3 protein-coding genes are annotated in these 2854 nt (G+C 68.7%); all 3 read left to right on the plus strand.

All coding sequences use genetic code 11. The features are described 5' to 3' along the window. Window positions 1-565: FAD-dependent oxidoreductase (locus tag JMF90_RS31880; protein ID WP_201325923.1), on the plus strand; the 565-nt coding region annotated here is incomplete at its 5' end. A gap of 47 nt (window positions 566-612) precedes the next feature. Further along, window positions 613-1053 carry a nuclear transport factor 2 family protein gene (locus tag JMF90_RS31885; RefSeq protein ID WP_011545128.1) on the plus strand — a complete coding sequence of 147 codons (441 nt, stop codon included), beginning with the start codon at window positions 613-615 and terminating at the stop codon, window positions 1051-1053. A 427-nt stretch (window positions 1054-1480) separates the two neighbouring features. Beyond that, the coding region (locus JMF90_RS31890) for a TonB-dependent siderophore receptor (protein WP_201325924.1) at window positions 1481-2854 on the plus strand (1374 nt) is incomplete at its 3' end.

Raw genomic sequence — 2854 nt, forward strand, 5'->3', positions numbered from 1 at the left:
CTATCTCGACGTGCTGCGCGACGACAAGGCCGTGGGCCGCAGCGTCGCGATCGTCGGCGCGGGCGGCATCGGCTTCGACGTCGCCGAATATCTCGTTCATCGCGACGCTGGCGAACGTGTCGACGCTGACCGGTTCTTCAGCGAATGGGGTGTCGACCGGTCGTATGCGAATGCCGGCGGGCTGGGTGTCGCGCGGCCCGAGCCGGCGGCGCGGCACGTACATCTGCTGCAGCGCAAGGCGTCGAAGGTCGGCGACGGGCTCGGCAAGACCACCGGATGGATTCACCGTACGGCGCTGAAGGCGCGCGGCGTCGGGATGTCGTCGGCGGTCACGTACCGGCGCATCGACGATGAAGGTCTTCACGTGACGATCGACGGCGTCGAGCAGATGCTGCCGGTGGACAACGTGGTGATCTGCGCGGGGCAGGAGCCGTCGCGCGAGCTGGCGGAGCAACTGCAGGCAGCCGGATGCCGCGTGCATCTGATCGGCGGCGCATGCGAGGCCGCCGAACTCGATGCGAAGCGCGCGATTCACCAGGGCACGACGCTGGCCGCGACCCTTTGATACCGATTCGTTTCTTCCCCCGTCCAACCACGTTACTGGAGACTGCGATGACGCACTCGCCGCTGAATGTTCATCCCGCCGTCGCGAAATCGCTCGACGCATGGCACGCGATGGTCGAACGCAAGGATTTCGGCACGCTGGAATCGATCGTCCATCCGGACGCCACGTTCCGTTCGCCGATGGCGTTCAAGCCGTACGGGCCGGCACCCGCGCTGCTGATGGCGCTGCGCACGGTGATCACGATCCTCGAGAACTTCACGTATCACCGCCAGTTCGCGACCGACGACGGCAAGAGCGTCGTACTGGAGTTCGGCGCGACCATCGGCGACAAGGCGTTGAAGGGAATCGACATGATCCGCTTCGACGACGACGGCCGGATCGTCGACTTCGAGGTGATGATCCGGCCGTTCAATGCGCTGCAGGCGCTCGGCGCGGAGATGGGCGCGCGGCTCGGGCAGCAGTTGCCGGCGTTCAAGACCGGCGGTTGAGCGGGGTGGCGGCTAGCGTGCAACCGACTTGCGGCCGCGTTGCGGAGCCCCGCGCGCGAGGTTGTGCGCGGCCTCGACGAGGCGCGCGGCGGGCATGCGCGTGCGCGGATGCTCGCGTTCGCGGCACGTAACCGGCCGTAGCGCGACAAGTTCGACTTGCCGCTGTAGCCGCGCGGGGCGATAACTCAAGCTGTCGAAACCCTGACGGATCAAGTTGATATATTGTATCATCTGACGTTTTCGTCGCCGGCCGGCCGGGCTACCCGGGCCGGCCGCGTGCGGCGACACCAACGAAGATCGATACGACGTGACGAGAACCGGACATACCCCGGCGCGCGGGGCGCGGCGCCATGCCGCGCCGCGCCGGAACACGGGCGCCTGGCGCGCATGCGCGGCACGCAGTTGCACGACCTTGCTGGGCTGCGCGATGGCCACCACCGGCGCGCTGGCCGCCGAAGCTGCGGCGTCGGCGCCGGATGACCGGCACGCGCTGCCGGCGATCAACGTCACCGCGTCGTCCGCGCCGGCCGATCCGCTGACGCAACCGCTCGAAACGGGCTCGCGGCTCGGGCTTGCCAGTCTCGACACGCCCGCGAGCGTCGAAACCGTCACGGCCGACACGATCGACGCACGCGGCGATCGCACGGTGCTCGACGCGGTCACGCGCACGGCCGGCTTTGCGAGCGCGATCGCACCGGGCACCGGCGGCACCGCACTGAGCGTGCGCGGCTTCAGCGGGCAGGAATCGGTGATGACGCTGCTTGACGGCGTGCGGCTGATGCCGGCGGCCGGCACGATCACGTTTCCGTTCGACACGTGGTCGGTCGCGCGCATCGAGGTGCTGCGCGGCCCGGCATCGGTGCTGTACGGCGAAGGGGCGATCGGCGGAGTCGTGAACGTGGTGCCGAAGCGGCCGCAGCGCACGCGCGAGACGACGCTGCAGGCGGGCGTCGGCCCCGACGGCGCGAAGCGCTTCGCGTTCGATACGACGGGCGCGCTCGGCCCGCGGCTGTCGTACCGCTTCTACGCAAGCGATGCGCGTGCGAACGGTCTCGCCGAGCGGGCCGACACCCATACGACGGCCATCGGCGGCGCGCTGACATTCGACGTGAGCCCGCAGCTCACGCTGACGCTCGACTACGACTACGGGCGCCAGATGCCGGCGACCTACTATGGCGTGCCGGCGCCGCACGGCGTGCTCGATCCGTCGCTGCGCAAGCTGAACTACACGGTCGGCGACGCGACGATTTCGTACTACGACCAGTGGACGCGCCTGTCGGCCAGCTACCGGCCCGCGCCCGGCGTGACGATCAGCAACCAGCTCTACTACCTGACATCGAACCGTCACTGGCGTAACGCCGAGTCATATGTGCTCGACCTCGCGACGGGACGCGTCACGCGCGGCGACTATCTCGACATCGGCCATCATCAGCGGCAGATCGGCGATCGGCTGAGCGCGCGTTTCGACGGGATGCTGTTCGGTCGCGCGAACCGTTTCGTCGTCGGCACGGAATTCAGCCAGATCACGTTCAGCGGTACCAACAATTCGCCGTATGGTGGCGAAACGACGGTGCCCGCGCACGGCTTCGATCCTGGTGTGTTCACGAGCCCGGACCCGACCGTGCCGCAATTCAGCACGCGCGCACGGCAGGCGGCGGTATTCGCGGAGAACCGGCTCGAGGTGCTGCCGCGGCTCGCGTGGGTGAGCGGGCTGCGCTACGACCACATCGCGTTCAGTCGCGAGCAGGCGGCGACCGGCGCGGGCTTCGACAAGCGGTTCGCGAACGTCGGCTGGCGCACC

The sequence above is a fragment of the Burkholderia sp. E168m23 genome, assembly GCF_016586125.1.
Classification (GTDB): domain Bacteria; phylum Pseudomonadota; class Gammaproteobacteria; order Burkholderiales; family Burkholderiaceae; genus Burkholderia; species Burkholderia orbicola.